Source organism: Chryseobacterium sp. CFS2 (assembly GCF_036543225.1).
In the GTDB taxonomy this organism is placed as follows: domain Bacteria; phylum Bacteroidota; class Bacteroidia; order Flavobacteriales; family Weeksellaceae; genus Chryseobacterium; species Chryseobacterium culicis_A.
On record NZ_JAZHQU010000007.1, the window covers coordinates 34,773 to 47,704 of the forward strand.

The 12,932-nt window shown below is 36.5% G+C and carries 12 protein-coding genes; 6 read left to right on the forward strand and 6 right to left on the reverse strand.

Annotation, left to right across the window (positions count from 1 at the left end; translation table 11 throughout):
- Positions 1–36 precede the first annotated feature (36 nt).
- From sucC to ODR02_RS16560, 5 genes are all read right to left on the reverse strand, one after another.
- On the reverse strand, positions 37–1,227 hold the full coding sequence (gene sucC, locus ODR02_RS16540; protein ID WP_047386334.1) for an ADP-forming succinate--CoA ligase subunit beta: 1,191 nt from the start codon (positions 1,225–1,227) through the stop codon (positions 37–39).
- Between the two features lie 130 nt (positions 1,228–1,357).
- The gene (locus ODR02_RS16545; RefSeq protein ID WP_309512814.1) at positions 1,358–2,635 is read right to left on the reverse strand and encodes a chloride channel protein; all 1,278 of its coding nucleotides are present in this window, start codon (positions 2,633–2,635) and stop codon (positions 1,358–1,360) included.
- A 2-nt stretch (positions 2,636–2,637) separates the two neighbouring features.
- A complete protein-coding gene (locus ODR02_RS16550) occupies positions 2,638–3,024 on the reverse strand; it encodes a DUF423 domain-containing protein (protein WP_047096689.1) in 387 nt (128 codons plus the stop codon).
- A gap of 1 nt (position 3,025) precedes the next feature.
- Entirely contained in the window at positions 3,026–4,096 is a 1,071-nt protein-coding gene (locus ODR02_RS16555) for a hypothetical protein (protein WP_209787291.1), read from the reverse strand.
- Between the two features lie 166 nt (positions 4,097–4,262).
- The gene (locus tag ODR02_RS16560; RefSeq protein WP_309512815.1) at positions 4,263–5,591 is read right to left on the reverse strand and encodes a hydroxymethylglutaryl-CoA reductase, degradative; all 1,329 of its coding nucleotides are present in this window, start codon (positions 5,589–5,591) and stop codon (positions 4,263–4,265) included.
- A 156-nt stretch (positions 5,592–5,747) separates the two neighbouring features.
- On the opposite strand from ODR02_RS16560, the gene ODR02_RS16565 reads away from it, so the two are divergent.
- Together ODR02_RS16565 and ODR02_RS16570 are read left to right on the forward strand one after the other, a co-directional pair.
- Entirely contained in the window at positions 5,748–7,007 is a 1,260-nt protein-coding gene (locus ODR02_RS16565) for a putative DNA modification/repair radical SAM protein (RefSeq protein ID WP_309512816.1), read from the forward strand.
- 193 nt (positions 7,008–7,200) lie between these two features.
- Positions 7,201–7,959: a TIGR03915 family putative DNA repair protein gene (locus ODR02_RS16570; RefSeq protein WP_209787285.1), complete on the forward strand. Its 759-nt coding sequence runs from the start codon at positions 7,201–7,203 to the stop codon at positions 7,957–7,959.
- A 324-nt stretch (positions 7,960–8,283) separates the two neighbouring features.
- Here ODR02_RS16570 and ODR02_RS16575 read toward each other — a convergent pair whose 3' ends face one another.
- Positions 8,284–9,084 (reverse strand): DNA alkylation repair protein, encoded by an 801-nt coding sequence (locus tag ODR02_RS16575; protein ID WP_309512817.1) that lies wholly within the window; start codon positions 9,082–9,084, stop codon positions 8,284–8,286.
- A gap of 96 nt (positions 9,085–9,180) precedes the next feature.
- Here ODR02_RS16575 and ODR02_RS16580 point away from each other — a divergent pair, with 96 nt between their 5' ends.
- The 4 genes from ODR02_RS16580 (at position 9,181) to gap (ending at position 12,590) form a co-directional block, all read left to right on the forward strand.
- A complete protein-coding gene (locus ODR02_RS16580; RefSeq protein ID WP_309512818.1) occupies positions 9,181–9,522 on the forward strand; it encodes a winged helix-turn-helix transcriptional regulator in 342 nt (113 codons plus the stop codon).
- Positions 9,523–9,604: 82 nt separating this feature from the next.
- The gene (locus ODR02_RS16585) at positions 9,605–10,483 is read left to right on the forward strand and encodes a DUF4846 domain-containing protein (protein ID WP_309512819.1); all 879 of its coding nucleotides are present in this window, start codon (positions 9,605–9,607) and stop codon (positions 10,481–10,483) included.
- Between the two features lie 83 nt (positions 10,484–10,566).
- Positions 10,567–11,553: a 6-phosphofructokinase gene (gene pfkA / locus ODR02_RS16590; RefSeq protein WP_209787276.1), complete on the forward strand. Its 987-nt coding sequence runs from the start codon at positions 10,567–10,569 to the stop codon at positions 11,551–11,553.
- 32 nt (positions 11,554–11,585) lie between these two features.
- Entirely contained in the window at positions 11,586–12,590 is a 1,005-nt protein-coding gene (gene gap / locus ODR02_RS16595) for a type I glyceraldehyde-3-phosphate dehydrogenase (protein ID WP_047386314.1), read from the forward strand.
- Positions 12,591–12,932 lie beyond the last annotated feature (342 nt).

Below are 12,932 nucleotides of genomic sequence, written 5' to 3' on the forward strand. Positions count from 1 at the left end.
AAAGGAACGGTTTTTTATTTATTCAAAAATTTTAGATTAAGCTAAAACTTCTTTTACTTTGTTTGCAGCTTCTTCTAAAGTAATTGCAGAGTGTACCGGAAGACCAGACTCGTCAATTAATTTTTTAGCTTCTACAGCGTTAGTTCCCTGTAATCTTACGATCAATGGAACCGGAAGGCTACCCATAGCTTTGTAAGCATCTACAACACCCTGAGCAACTCTGTCACATCTTACGATACCTCCGAAGATGTTGATCAAGATTGCTTTTACGTTTGGATCTCTTAAGATGATTCCGAAAGCAGTCTGTACTCTCTGAGCATCTGCAGTACCTCCTACGTCAAGGAAGTTTGCCGGGTTACCACCTGATAATTTGATGATATCCATAGTTGCCATTGCAAGACCAGCTCCGTTTACCATACAAGCAACGTTACCATCTAGCTTTACGAAGTTAAGACCAGCTTCACCAGCTTCTACATCCATTGGATCTTCTTCTCTAGTATCTCTAAGCTCAGCTAAATCTTTGTGACGGAACAATGAGTTGTCATCTAAAGTTACTTTAGCATCTACAGCGATAATCTTGTTATCAGAAGTTTTTAATACCGGGTTGATTTCGAAAAGAGAAGCATCAATTCCTGTATATGCATTGTAAAGAGATGAAATAAATTTCACAAATTCTTTGAATGCATTACCTTCAAGACCTAGGTTGAAAGCAATTTTTCTAGCCTGGAATCCTTGAAGACCGATTGCCGGGTCAATCAATTCGTTGTGGATCAAATGAGGAGTTACTTCTGCAACGTGCTCAATATCCATACCACCTTCAGTAGAATATACGATTGTATTTTTTCCTTCAGCTCTATCTAAAAGAATAGAAACATAAAATTCTTTAGTTTCAGATTCTCCTGGATAATAAACATCTTCTGCAACCAAAACAGAGTGTACTTTTTTACCTTCAGCAGAAGTTTGTGGAGTTACCAACTGCATTCCGATGATATTCTGAGCGTTTTCTTTAAGTTTATCCATGTTTGGAGAAAACTTAACACCCCCACCTTTACCACGACCACCTGCGTGAATCTGTGCTTTTACAACCCAAGCCTGTGCTCCGGTTTCAGCAGTCAATTTTTCAGCAGCTGCTACAGCTTCTTCTACGTTGTTTGCAACGAAACCACGTTGGATAGCTACTCCATACTTTGATAAAATCTCTTTTGATTGATACTCGTGAAGATTCATATTATTTTTATTATTTTATTTTAATATTTAAAGGTTGACAAATTTACTAAAAAGACACGGAAGTTCAAGTTTATTGACTTAAAATTTAAAGTCTGATCGACTTGATTTTTAACATATCACTCCATTTCCCCTATTCTTCCGACAATTTCTCAGACTGAGATCCGATAAACGGAATTTTCGGAGCCAGGAAATATCCGGTAAGGCTGGCAAATAATATCGGCACAAAATAAGTAAATCCCGTTAGGGTTCCCAGAATAATTGTAGTACTCATCGGTGTTCTTGTTACGCAGGCATTGATCGCCGCCATACAGCTTACAATGGCTAATGTAGTATCTACGTTTGGAAACAAATTGTGAATAATTAATCCTAATGTAGTTCCTACAAAAAACAAAGGAATGATAAATCCACCTCTCCATCCGGAAGTTACCGTAATGGCAATAGCCAGTATTTTAAAGACCAGAATCAGGATTAAAAAATTCAATCCGAAGTTTCCTCCGATCAGCTGATTGATCTCGTTGTGCCCAAAGTATCTTGTAATGGGAAAATTATAGGCAATGATTCCTAAAATAATTCCTCCTACAAATGTTTTAATGTAAATCGGAAATTTTCTGTATTCAAAAATCTTTTTGAAAAATTTAACGACAAAAATGAAAATCCATCCGAAAAGAGTTCCTACAGTTCCGAACAATGTAGCATAAAGAAAATCATACACTCCGGTATAATGATATGCTTTCAGATCCCAGGTTGCTCCAATTCCCAAATGGATAATCAAAGCAAACATCAGATAGCTGAAACAGCTTGCTACCAACGCAGGAATAATGGCTTTATAATACTCTACAGCATGTTTGTGATGCAAAATCTCCAAAGAAAAAAGACTTCCCCCAAGCGGAGCACCAAATAATGCTGTAAAACCGGAAGCCATCCCGGCAATACTCAAAGAACGCAGTTCTTCTCCCTTCAGTCTGAAAATTTTCCCCAGCCAGGTTCCCGTAGATCCTGTAACCTGTACCAAAGGAGCTTCAGGACCCAAACTTCCACCTGATGCAACACAAAAAAGAGAAGAAAGGATCATCGAAGGATTATTCTTCGGTTCCAGTTTTCCTTTATTAAATCTGATGTTGTTAACGATCAAATGAATTTCTCCGGGATCACCTATAAAATGGATTACCAGCCCGGCCAGCAAACCACAGATCGCCATGGTTGGAATAACCTGCCAACCTTGAAACTCGGCCAGAAATTCTGTAAAATGTTCCAGAACGATCCAATATCCTCCGGCAATAATACCGCCTACAAGACCTGTAACAGCCCACATAAAAAAAGTACGGCTGAACACAAACGGATTGAATCTGATAGGTTGATCTAAGAGATTGAATGTTCGTATTAACCGTCTTCTTCTGTTAATCTTCATTCCTAAATTCTATTTTTAGCAAAATAAAAGATCAGCATTCCCCAGCTTAAGATCATCATTAAACCTCCAAGCGGAGTGATAGGACCTAGGAATTTAAGATTCATTCCAAGATAATCCTGCATGCTCAGGAAATAGATGCTCACTGAGAATAAAAGGGTTCCTGCAATCATTAAAATGGAAGTCCATTTTTCAGCAGAAGTTTCAAATTTTAAAATATAACCAATGATCAGCAGGAAAAAAGCTGCATACATCTGATATCTCACTCCTGTTTCAAAACTTTCCAGTCTTTCCACAGCTAATATTTTCTTTAAAGCATGTGCTCCGAATGCACCCAAGATTACAGAAACCATTCCGTAAACCGCTCCAAAAACTAAAGTAATTGTTTTCATTTTATAACTCTTCTAATTCTAGGGTTAAATATTTTTTTGTTTTCTCATCCTGCCAGGTTCCGATGATTTTCCTGCCTTGCAGATCTGCTTCCACCAAGGCTTTGAAAACCCATTGATTGGTTTCTTCGCTATAATAATCGTTTTCTATAATAGAAATGTGATTACCTTTTATCTTTCCGTTCCACTCAATTAGTTTTTTATTTTTATCATACCAGTATTTTGCAGAGAAAGAACCATCATCATATACCTGACTGATCAAAACAGTAATGGAATACTTTCCATCGATCTTTCCCTTATACAATTTATTATTAAGACTTGTTATCTCTGTCTTTTCAGATCCGGAAATCAGGTTTTTAGCATAAGAACTCCAATATTTGTCAAGCTCTTTGTAAGAAAATTCTATCTTGTGACTTCCCAGATCATCCAGCGCCCGCATAGCATGGTTGGAACATCTTCCGGCAACAAAAGTCAGTTTATCTTTTTCAAAAAAAATTTTGATGCCGTTCAAAGTATACTCCGTGAAACAATCTTCATACAGAGCAATCTGATCCGGAGTTTCTTCTGAAGGATTTTTTTCAGATTTCAGTTGGTTTAAAAAATCACCAACTCTTTTTTGAATTCTCTTTTGAATTAAACCATTGATAGTTTTAAAGCTCTCTGCTTGAAATAAATCTTCAGGGTTGATATAATTTCCGGTTCTCAGATCGAAATTTTTCCAGTCTGCAAACTCTTCCGGATATGCACCAGAAGCTTCACCATTTATCGCAATACTCAGAATATTTTTAGGAGTTTCAATCTTGTCCCAACTATAAAAATAAACATAGTTTGAATAGGAATTTGTTGCTGTAGAAGCCAGTTTAAAAGGATTTCCACCAGATCCGGGAACATATTCCAGCTGATCTACCTGCAGAAATGTATTGATTTTATTTTCTACTCTCGGATTTTCAGAATAAGAAACAACCGGAAAAACGGTATCTTCAGTTTTCGGCTGCAGATTACTTATTTTCACTTTTTGCTGTTGCGAAAAACTTAACCCGGAAATCAGTAAGAAAAATACAATACTCTTTTTCACTATTTCGATTTTAGGTACATTAGAATAAACTTAGCAACCAATGTAGAAATTCCCAGTATGATAAACATATTGGCAAATCTTTTGGAACTTCTGAAACCTTCATTGTTTGTTTTCTTCAGAAAAAATCCAAAAAGAAGGAATACAATGGGCAAAATGATCTGTAACATTAGTTTTCTCTCATTCTGTTAAATTCATTGATCACCTCATGATGGCTCACCGTCTTATCTTTGAAATACGTTACAAAGTGCTGCTTTTCCTCTTCTGTAGCTCCCAACTGGTTCAGAATATTCAGTAAGTGCATTTTCATATGACCTTTCTGAATTCCTGTAGTAACCAGAGAACGTAATGCACCAAAGTTTTGTGCAAGACCTGAAACTGCCAGAATACTCATCAATTCCTGTGCGGAAGGTTTTCCAAGAAGTGCTAAAGAGAATTTTACCAATGGATGAAGATTCGTAAGCCCTCCTACAACTCCTACAGAAATAGGAAGATCAATCCAGAATCTGAAAACTCCGTTATCTGTTGTACAGTGGGTTAAAGATCTGTACTGTCCGTCTCTCGCTGCATACGCATGTGCACAGGCTTCAGTAGCTCTGAAATCATTTCCGGTAGCAATCACAACAGCATCTACTCCGTTCATTACTCCTTTATTGTGAGTAGTTGCACGGTAAGGTTCAATTTCTGCAATGGTAACTGCCTGTTTAAATTTAGAAGCAAATTCTTCAGGAGAAATTCCACTGTCGTCTTTTAAATCTTCCATTTTACATGAAACCTCAGCTCTCACGATACAATCAGGCGTAAAGTTGGAAAGAATATTCATTACAATCTGTAAAGAATTTTTTTCTTCCTGAGTAAAATCTTCACTGGTTGCCACTTCCTGTCTTAACGTTTTCCCAAACTGCTCAAGACATGAGTTGATAAAGTTTGCTCCCATTGAATCTACCGTATCAAAACTTGCTTTCAACTGGTAGTAATTAGGCATTTCTGCTGTTTTATCCACCAGGCTTATATTTAAAATACCACCACCACGTTTTCTCATGTTGGCTGTAATATCTTCCGTTGATTCGAGAAGTTTTTTCTTTAAACTGAAATTAAAGAAATGTAATAATTTATGAGGTTCAACATCAAAAATAAAGTGGGTGTGTCCCAACTTTTCTGTATTGATAATGGTAGTCTTAAAACCACCTTTGTCGATCCAGAATTTAGCGGCTTTGGAAGCTGCTGCAACTACAGAACTTTCTTCAACAGCCATTGGAAGAGCCAATAATTTTCCATCGATTAAAAAGTTCGGAGCAATTCCGTACGGCATATAAAAATTGGAGATGGTATTTTCAGAAAACTCTTCATGAAGTTTCTGAAGATCTGCATCATCGTTCCAATATTGTTTTAATATATTTTGATATTCCTGGTTTCCTTCAAGATATTCGTTTACGAGCCATTCGATTTTCCCCTGCTTTGGAAGCTTGGAAAAACCTTCGATTGGTTTATGATTCATGATATAAACTTTAATGAGCCGTAAATATAATGATTTTGAGACTCTTTTTTGTTGATAACTTCTATGAAAAAAGATTGACATTTATCAATTTTGGAACTAAATTTGAACAATATTTAAATACAATTCCGATACAAAACATATCAATCATTTAAAAGTATGAATTTTGACCGCCTGAAAGAAAAGCTTGAAATCCTTGCTGATGCAGCGAAGTATGACGTTTCCTGTTCATCAAGCGGAGGAACGAGAAAGAATAAAAAGGGAGCTTTGGGAGACAGTTCCGCAAGTGGGATTTGCCATACCTATACAGAGGATGGCAGATGTGTTTCTTTGCTTAAAATTCTATTGACCAATCATTGTATTTACGATTGTGCTTACTGTGTTTCCAGAAGCTCCAATGATATTAAAAGAGCTGCATTTACAGTGGAAGAAGTGGTAGATCTCACCATCAATTTTTATCGCAGAAACTATATTGAAGGGTTATTTCTGAGTTCAGGAATTTTCAAAAATGCAGATACAACGATGGAGCGGCTTGTAAGAGTTGCCAAAAAACTTCGGCTGGAAGAGAACTTTAACGGCTATATTCATCTTAAATCTATTCCGGGAGCGAGTGACGGTCTGATGCAGGAAGCTGCTTTGTATGCAGACCGGTTATCAGTAAATCTTGAAATCCCTACAGAAAGCGGATTAAAATTATTGGCACCTGAAAAAAACAGACAGGATATGATCAGCCCGATGCGGTATATTCAAAAAGGAATCATTCAATATAAGGATGAAAAGAAAGTTCTGAAAAAAGTTCCCAAGTTTGCTCCAGCGGGACAGTCTACGCAGATGATCGTTGGAGCAACCAATGAAAACGACCTTCAGATCATCAAAGTTGCCGATCATTTTTATAAAAATTTTAATCTGAAAAGGGTTTATTATTCCGGATATGTTCCGGTTCTGGAAGATCAGAGACTGCCTTCTTTAACGACAGAAGTTCCTATGCTTCGTGAAAACCGATTGTATCAGTCTGACTGGCTGATGCGGTTTTATGGTTTTAAAGCAGAAGAGATTTTGGATCCGAATATGCCCTTCCTTGATCTGGAAGTAGATCCCAAGTTAAGCTGGGCTCTAAGAAACCTCGACCAGTTTCCTATCAATCTTCAGACCGCCGAATATCAGATGATTTTAAGAATTCCGGGGATTGGAGTGAAAACAGCCCAGAAAATTGTCAGTGCAAGACGTTTCCAGGTTTTAACAATGGATCATTTGAAAAAATTGGGTGCTGCTGTAAACCGGGCGAAATATTTCATTGATTTCAATGCAGGGAATGCTTACCTAAGGTATTTAACGGATAAAAACTTCAGAAAGCTGCTGATTGGGGGAAGCTCATCCAAATTTCATAATCAGTTTTCACAACAGCTGACTTTATTTTGATCCTGATATTAAACACAAGCCACATTAATATTTTCACGAATGATCACAAATTTATAATACAACACTACTGTCATTCTGACGAAGGAAGAATCTCTTCAATTAACCAGATTCTTCATTTCATTTTATTTCATTCAGAATGACAGTCCAACTCAAATTATACATTTTCACATTATTAAATTTTTAAATTAAATATATGACAACCCTACTCTACGATGGCAGTTTCGACGGACTTTTCACTGCGATATTTGAAGTTTTCGAATACCGTTATAAAGATGTAGAGATCACAAGTAGAGAAAGATTTCACCAGAAAAATATTTTTGCTGAGATCCATGAAGTTATTACCCAGACAGAAAAATCTGAAAGAGTTCTGAACAAACTGGAACAGAATATCGGAAAACAGGGCGTTTATAAACTTTTAAAAGTTTTTTTATCAGAAGAGCCCCATCTTGAAAACCTCATCTTGTCTGCGGTAAGACAATCTATGAAGCATCCGGAAGTAAATATCCTTGAAAATTTTGCTGATTCTGATATTTTGAAAATCTCTAAAATCGGGAAATCAGTAGACAGGGAAAGGCATAGAATGACCGCATTTGTCCGTTTTGAAAAAATGAAAGATGAAGTCTTCTTTTCCAAAATAGATCCTGACTTTAACGTTATTCCATTGATCAGAAAACATTTTCATGACCGGTATCAGGACCAGAAATGGATGATCTATGACCTGAGAAGAAACTATGGAATTCTTTATGATATGGACACCTGTGACTTCTTTTATCCTGATGAAAAGATTGATTTCAATAATTATCAGCAGAAATTTCATGATGAGGAAAAAAGTTATCAGGTACTTTGGCAACGCTATTTTACCAAAACAAATATTGTGGAACGAAAGAATATGAAACTGCATATTCAGCATGTTCCGAAAAGATATTGGAAGTATCTGACTGAAAAATGGTAGTCTGAAATTCCATATTGTGGATAACTTTTTTTTCGGCGAAGAAAAAAGTGAATTTCAAGTCCTCATTTTTTAATTTTTATTTAAACTATTAATATAGTGACTGATAGAATCCACATTAATCAAAAACTCATATTGTGGATAACTTTTTACAGTTAACATAACGTTAACATTGAAAATATTTCAAAACAGTTTTTTCCTTAAAAACTAAGCAGATTAAGGCATTTCTAAAAGAACAAAGAATATGGAAATTTTATATAAATAAATGAAAACCCGTTATTTATATAACAAGAATTGAAATCAACATTTCAAATTTGTGGATAACTTTTACTTCTTAATCGTTCGCAATGCTTTTTTGACGATATACTGCGTTTCTTTTGTGGGACTTTCCCGAAGCCATTCGTCACAGATTTCCACCACGAACTCGGGTTGTGATTTACTTGCATCATTCAGCCAATTACCAACACTATCCTGCACAAAGCGGGAGGAATCGGATCGTAAAGGTTCTAAAATTTCCAGTCCTAGTCCCGGATTTTGTTTTAAAGCATCAATATGTTCACACCAAACTCCTCTTGGTCTGGTAGATTCACTGGCAAAGCGTCTCACATTTTCATTGTCATGCTGAGTCCATTCCGATAAAACAGATAAGCTTTCGACAAGATTTTTTGAAATATCCGGACGTACGGTCATCCAGCATATTTCCCTCACTCCAAAATGGGTATCAGAAGCAAACGGCTGGATTTTGTTTAATTTCTCTCTGAATGTCAAATTACGGTTTCTTCCGATCGTATAAGCAGCCCAGCATCGTACCAGATCTGCCGGATGGGTTGATAGCTTCAGCAGAAATTCTTCATCTTTATTATTTTCGGCCCAATGAAGCAAACCAATGCCAATGGTTTCATTAATGGTATTAACCGTTTGTTTTTTCAGCTGATCTACATTTTCTAAAATAGGTTTCAAATATTCTGTACGGTGATTCTGCTGAAGAAGATTTTCTAACAACAGCCTTTGATCTACTGCCAGCCATTCCGTAAGATTGGCAGTTTCAATTTCACCTTTGTTCAGTTGTTCTAAGATATTGGAGGGAATATCTTTGATGGAGCGGGCACCTTTTCGTTTTTCTGACATGCTGTTTTTAATGATTATCTTTACAAAAGTCTGAAAGTAAACAGACAAAAACAATAGCGCATATTTTTCACCCATAGGGATAAAAAAGTCAATTTTATGGAAACAAAGGAAAGAGCTGAAGAAAATAAAATCTGCCCGTTGGAAGTAGCGGTCAATACAATTAGTGGAAAATGGAAAATTCCTATTGTGTGGCAGATCAATGAAGGGAAAAAACGTCCCAGTGAATTTTTGCGTGGTATTGCAAAAGTGGACCGAAGAGTTCTCAATCAACAGCTGACTGAAATGGTGGAAGATGGTATTTTAACAAAGCAATCTTTTAATGAACTTCCCCCAAGGGTTGAATACACTTTAACGGAACTTGGTGAAAAGCTGGTGGAAATCCTCTGGCAACTGAATGATTGGGGAAAACTTTTAATTCCGGAAAAAGAAAAGGGGTAAAGCAGGTTTCAAATCTTCATATTTTCAGAATCCTTATTGCTAGATATCTAAAAAAAATAATCTTTGTATCAACTAAAAACGCATGAAAAAAATTATCACAGGAATTACAGCATTTCTCTTTCTCACAGGCTGTACAAAAGAAAAACTGTCAGACCGTTTACTGGCTGAACCGGATCATAACGAACATTTAATTGCTGAAAATTCTCTAAAGATTCATAAGGATAAAAATACCATCCGGGAAAGATTTTCTCCACCGGAAGGATATGAGTGGATCGACGAAAAACCAGATTCTTTCGGATATTTTATTGAAAATTTTAAGCTGAAACCTTATGACAGTCCAATTTTAAAATATGATGGTACTCCTATTTCTACCCAGCATCTTCATGAGGCTGTTTTTGATATTGATACCGGAAATAAAGATCTCCAGCAATGTGCTGATGCGGCAATCCGGATGAGAGCTGAGTATCTTTATAAGGCAAAAAAATTTAACGAAATCAAGTTTCATTTTACCAGTGGTGATCTTCTCAGCTGGAACGATTATAAAAACGGAACGAGAGCTTTTGTCAGCGGAAATTCGGTCAGCTTTAGAAAAACAGCAGCTTTTGATGATTCTTATGGGAGTTTCAGGAATTACCTGGATCTTATTTTCAATTACGCAGGAACAATTTCATTAAACAAAGAAACAAAGCCCGTTACAAGAAATTCTAATCTGAAAACAGGAGATATTCTGATCACTCCAGGCAGTCCCGGACATATTGTCTTCATTACCGGAGTTTGCAAAAATCAAAAAGGGGAAAGATTGTATTTATTAAGTGAAGGATTTACCCCAGCTCAGTCGGTTCATGTGCTTTCTAATCCGTTTAATCCCTATTTTACACCCTGGTACGATCTTGACATCCATGCTGAAGAAACAAAAACTGCACGATATTTTTTTAAACCTACAAACTTCAGAAGCTTTTAATAATTTATATTCAAAACTATTGGAAAGTTACTACGATAATCTGAACTTGTTTTTGTAAATTTGTGTTCGAAATTTTTTACTTGATGAAAGAGAGTGCTGTAAAAAAGATTGCAGTTCTTACTTCAGGGGGTGACTCTCCGGGTATGAATGCGGCATTAAGAGCGGTAGTAAGAACCGCCAATTACTATAATATCGAATGCTACGGAGTGAGAGAAGGCTACAACGGCCTTATCAACAATGATTTCCTGAAAATGGGAGCCCGTTCCGTAAAAAATATAATCAACCAGGGTGGAACGATTCTAAAATCTGCCAGATCCACTGAGTTCAGAACGAAAGAAGGCCGTCAGAAAGCTTATGACAATTGCATAAAGCTTGGAATAGATGGATTGGTTTGTATTGGTGGAGACGGAACTTTCACCGGTGCAAAAATCTTTAACGAAGAATTTGGAATCAGAGTAATCGGTATCCCGGGAACAATCGACAACGATATTTTCGGAACAGATAACACCATCGGATACGATACTGCTTTGAATACTGCAATGGATGCCATTGATAAAATCCGTGACACCGCAACGTCTCACAACAGAGTTTTCTTTGTGGAAGTGATGGGTCGTGATGCAGGTTTTATTGCTTTAAACAGTGGATTGGCAACCGGAGCTCTGGATATTTTAATTCCTGAGAAAAAAGACAGTATTGATGAGCTTTTCGCAAAATTCAGAGATGCAGAAAAAACCGGAAAAGCATCAAGCATTGTGGTTGTAGCAGAAGGTGAAAAACTAGCCAATGTATATGAACTTGCTGAAAAAACAAAACTTACCTTCCCTGATTATGACATTCGTGTAGCGATTTTGGGACATATGCAGAGAGGAGGTTCTCCAAGCTGTGCAGACAGAGTTTTGGCAAGCAGATTAGGCTACGGTGCTGTAACAGGATTAATGGAAGGACAAACGAATGTAATGGCCGGAATGCGTTCCAACGATCTGACGTATACGCCTATTGAAGAAGCCATTAAAAAACATAACGAAATCAATGAAGATCTTTTACTGATTTCAAAAATCTTAGCAATCTAATTATTTTTATAATCTAATAAAAACAAACTATTATGTCAACAATTAAAGTAGGTATCAACGGTTTTGGTAGAATTGGACGTCTTGTTTTCAGAGCAATGACTGAAAGAGACAACATTGAAGTTGTAGGAATCAATGACCTTATTAATGCAGAATACATGGCTTACATGTTAAAATATGACTCTGTACACGGTATTTTCCCAGGTGAAGTTTCTGTAGAAGGAAATGATCTTGTAGTAAACGGGAAAAGAATCAGAGTAACTGCTGAAAGAGATCCTAACAACCTAAAGTGGAATGAAATTGGTGCTGACTATATCGTAGAATCTACAGGTCTTTTCTTATCTAAAGATACTGCTCAGGCTCACATCAACGCTGGTGCTAAGAAAGTAATCCTTTCTGCTCCTTCTAAAGATGATACTCCAATGTTCGTAATGGGGGTAAACCACAAGGAACTTACTGATGATATCAAAATTTTATCAAACGCGTCTTGTACTACAAACTGTTTAGCTCCTTTAGCTAAAGTGATCCACGATAACTTCGGAATCGTAGAAGGTTTAATGACAACTGTACACGCTACAACAGCGACTCAGAAAACTGTTGACGGTCCTTCAGTAAAAGACTGGAGAGGTGGTAGAGCTGCTCTAAACAACATCATCCCTTCTTCTACAGGTGCTGCTAAAGCAGTAGGAAAAGTAATCCCTTCACTAAACGGAAAACTAACAGGTATGTCTTTCAGAGTACCAACTGTTGACGTTTCTGTAGTAGATTTAACAGTGAGAATTGAAAAAGCTGCTTCTTATGAAGACATCTGTTCAGTAATTAAAGCTGCTTCTGAAGGTGAATTGAAAGGTATCCTAGGATATACTGAAGATGCTGTAGTATCTCAGGACTTCGTAGGAGATAAAAGAACTTCTATCTTCGACAAAGATGCGGGTATCATGCTTTCTCCAAACTTCGTGAAACTTGTTTCTTGGTATGACAACGAAATGGGTTACTCTAACAAGTTAGTGGATATGCTTGTACACGCTGCTTCTTTATAATGAGTAATAAGCGATAAGCAATGAGTAATATAAAACCTTCCCATGGGGAAGGTTTTTTTGTTTGGTATTTTTATTTTAAGTATTTTAAATGTAAAATTTCCTTTTTATTTTATCCTTATAATTTTTTACGTCAACACTCTTACAAATGTAGAAAGAAAAAATCAGTTCGTAAAAACTGATTTTTTAATATTTCAAATCATACAATGCTATCGAAATTAGTTATTTCAAATAGGAATGTTGTATAACTTCGATTTCTACGTCATGATTTTCATTGTTAGGTTCACTTTTGTGATTTTCCCTATCTTCCTCCGCTTGTAAGCGTGTCGTTTTTTTTCCCACATA

Excerpts from the sequence above, each read along its gene's own strand:
- ODR02_RS16585 (WP_309512819.1), top strand. The coding sequence starts at position 9,605 with ATGAAAAAAATTATCACAGGAATTACAGCATTTCTCTTTCTCACAGGC.
- gap (WP_047386314.1), top strand. The coding sequence starts at position 11,586 with ATGTCAACAATTAAAGTAGGTATCAACGGTTTTGGTAGAATTGGACGT.
- ODR02_RS16550 (WP_047096689.1), bottom strand. The coding sequence starts at position 3,024 with ATGAAAACAATTACTTTAGTTTTTGGAGCGGTTTACGGAATGGTTTCT.
- ODR02_RS16575 (WP_309512817.1), bottom strand. The coding sequence starts at position 9,084 with ATGTCAGAAAAACGAAAAGGTGCCCGCTCCATCAAAGATATTCCCTCC.
- ODR02_RS16570 (WP_209787285.1), top strand. The coding sequence starts at position 7,201 with ATGACAACCCTACTCTACGATGGCAGTTTCGACGGACTTTTCACTGCG.
- ODR02_RS16580 (WP_309512818.1), top strand. The coding sequence starts at position 9,181 with ATGGAAACAAAGGAAAGAGCTGAAGAAAATAAAATCTGCCCGTTGGAA.
- sucC (WP_047386334.1), bottom strand. The coding sequence starts at position 1,227 with ATGAATCTTCACGAGTATCAATCAAAAGAGATTTTATCAAAGTATGGA.
- pfkA (WP_209787276.1), top strand. The coding sequence starts at position 10,567 with ATGAAAGAGAGTGCTGTAAAAAAGATTGCAGTTCTTACTTCAGGGGGT.
- ODR02_RS16545 (WP_309512814.1), bottom strand. The coding sequence starts at position 2,635 with ATGAAGATTAACAGAAGAAGACGGTTAATACGAACATTCAATCTCTTA.
- ODR02_RS16565 (WP_309512816.1), top strand. The coding sequence starts at position 5,748 with ATGAATTTTGACCGCCTGAAAGAAAAGCTTGAAATCCTTGCTGATGCA.
- ODR02_RS16560 (WP_309512815.1), bottom strand. The coding sequence starts at position 5,591 with ATGAATCATAAACCAATCGAAGGTTTTTCCAAGCTTCCAAAGCAGGGG.